This is a genomic window from Roseateles sp. P4_D2, from assembly GCF_056401875.1.
This window is the reverse complement of record NZ_JBFUIM010000036.1, coordinates 1-2,210: the sequence shown is the minus strand read 5'-3', so window position 1 is coordinate 2,210 and position 2,210 is coordinate 1. Positions and strand designations below refer to the sequence as shown.

At 69.6% G+C, this 2,210-nt stretch carries 4 protein-coding genes; 2 read left to right on the top strand and 2 right to left on the bottom strand.

Translation table 11 applies throughout. The features are described from left to right. Positions 1 to 192 (top strand): hypothetical protein (locus tag AC1DW0_RS29495; RefSeq protein WP_477949627.1); only part of this gene is annotated, 192 nt, incomplete at its 5' end. On the opposite strand, the gene AC1DW0_RS29490 is transcribed toward AC1DW0_RS29495, so the two are convergent. Next, the gene (locus AC1DW0_RS29490; RefSeq protein WP_477949625.1) at positions 162 to 821 is read right to left on the bottom strand and encodes a peroxiredoxin; all 660 of its coding nucleotides are present in this window, start codon (positions 819 to 821) and stop codon (positions 162 to 164) included. The two genes, AC1DW0_RS29495 and AC1DW0_RS29490, sit on opposite strands and share 31 nt — an antisense overlap. A 149-nt stretch (positions 822 to 970) precedes the next feature. Next, on the bottom strand, positions 971 to 1,663 hold the full coding sequence (locus tag AC1DW0_RS29485) for a hemerythrin domain-containing protein (RefSeq protein ID WP_477949623.1): 693 nt from the start codon (positions 1,661 to 1,663) through the stop codon (positions 971 to 973). A gap of 119 nt (positions 1,664 to 1,782) precedes the next feature. Between AC1DW0_RS29485 and AC1DW0_RS29480 the strand changes: the two genes are divergently transcribed. Next, positions 1,783 to 2,210: winged helix-turn-helix domain-containing protein (locus AC1DW0_RS29480; RefSeq protein WP_477949621.1), on the top strand; the 428-nt coding region annotated here is incomplete at its 3' end.

Sequence of the window (2,210 nt, the reverse complement as noted above, 5' to 3'; positions counted from 1 at the left end):
CGCCTGCACGGCGTGGCCGCGCTGTGCGCCTGGCGCGCTGGCGACCGCGACCAAGCCGCGCGCTGGGCCGCGCTGGCCCGCACGGCGCTGGCCACCCAACCGGGTGTCAGCCCCTACTACAGCGCGCCGCTGCACCGCCTGGAAGCCCAGGCGTGCGGGTCTCAGGTGGGCTGCTTGGTGATGCGCAGATAGGGCTTGGGCGCCTTCCAGCCGGCCGGGAACAGCGTCTTGGCGTCTTCATCGCTCACCGAGCCGGCAATGATGACGTCGTCGCCCTGCTTCCAGTTCACCGGTGTGGCGACCTTGTGCTTGGCGGTCAGCTGCATGCTGTCCAGCACGCGCAGGATCTCGTCGAAGTTGCGGCCCGTGGTCATCGGGTAGGTCAGCATCAGCTTGATGCGCTTGTCCGGGCCGACGATGAAGACCGAGCGCACGGTGGCGTTGGTCGCCGCCGTGCGGCCCTCGGACGTGCCTTCGGCATCGGCCGGCAGCATGTTGTAGAGCTTGGCGACGGCCAGGTCGCTGTCGCCGATCATGGGGTACTTGGGCAGATGGCCCTGGGTCTCCTCGATGTCGGCGGCCCAGCGGTGGTGGTTGTCCACCGGGTCGACCGACAGGCCGATCAGCTTGGCATTGCGCTTGGTGAACTCGGGCTCGATCTTGGCCATATAGCCCAGCTCGGTCGTGCACACCGGCGTGAAGTCCTTGGGGTGGGAGAACAGCACGGCCCACTTGTCGCCGATCCAGTCGTGGAACTTGATCTCGCCTTGCGTGGTCTGGGCGGTGAAGTCGGGGGCGATGTCGTTGATGCGCAGGGACATGATGGTCTCCGTTGGGGGCTTGGGTGGGGGTGGGGCCTGCTAACACTGCGGCAATTCGCGGCCCATTGCCGCAGTGTTAGCAGGCCCCATGATAGGAAGGAAGCAAGGGCCTGTTCCGCATGAGCTTGATCGAAACAGGTCTATGGAAATCAGGCGGCCAGGCTGGGTACTTCGGCCAGCACGGCTGCCCACACCTCGGGTGGTGCCGCACTGCGAGCAATGGGCCCGTAGCGCGCCCACTGCTCGGGGGTGCAGACGGTCTTGAGCGAGTGCACGAACACGCGGGTCGCGCCGACCGGCGAGTTCTTGGTGCTGCCGAAGGCGGCCAGCGACGCGACGCCGTGGGCCACGAGGTGGTCGAAGCCGCCCTGCGCAATGCCGGCCGACACGCACCACTGGGCGAAGAGGGCGGCCTTGCCTTCCTTGGGCAGGCGGTTGACGAGGGGCATCATGATGTCCTCCTCGTGCAGCAGGTGCGCCTCGGCGCAGGCGCGGTAGGCGGCGAAGGCATCGCGCAGCGCGCCGACGCCCAGCGGGATGGCACGCGTCACGGCGGCCTGCAGTTCGTGCTCGTCGACATGCTCGGCGCGGAACATCGCTGCGTTTGCAGCGCCGTCGAAATGCAGGTCCAGCATCGACGTGATGCCGCCGCCCGCGCCCTCCACGCCGTCTTCCATGGCCGCATGCACGGCGATGGCGTCGACATATGCGGCCCAGGCCGGCGCGAAACCGCCCAGGTCGCCGCGCTCGGCCAGCGGCGCCAGCACCTTGGCCAGGTCGTTGCGCAGCACCTCGTGGTAGTTGCGCATGATGGCGGGAACGGAGACTTCGGGTTCGGTCATTGCGGCTCCTGGTGGCGTGTTGCTGTGGGACGAATGCTCGCGGCAGGCGCGGTTCGATGGTTGTTCAACGTTGTTAAACCCGCGGCCTTACAGTGCCCGGCGCAATCACCGGAGCCGCCTTGCCTGCCACCGAACCCGCCCACCCGCCGACCCAGCCGCTGCGCTTCGGCCCGGGCGGCCGCTTCGAGCTGCGCCCGGCGGAGTACCGGCTGCTGGTGGACGGCGAGCCCTCGGCCCTGGGCGGCCGCGCGCTGGACCTGCTGCTTACGTTGGCCGCCCGCCCCGCCGATCTGTTCACCAAGGCCGAGCTGATCGAGCGCGTCTGGCCCGGGCTGGTGGTGGAAGAGGGCAACTTGCGCGTGCAGGTCAACGCGCTGCGCCGCCTGCTGGGCGAGGACGCCATCGCCACCGTGCCCGGGCGCGGCTACCGCTTCACCGCCGCGCGGCACGACGAGGCACAGGCCGCCGCCGCGCCGCCGCCCGCGTCCGACACGACCACGCTGTTCGGCCGCGACGCCGACCTGGCCCGCCTGCGCCAGGCGCTCGC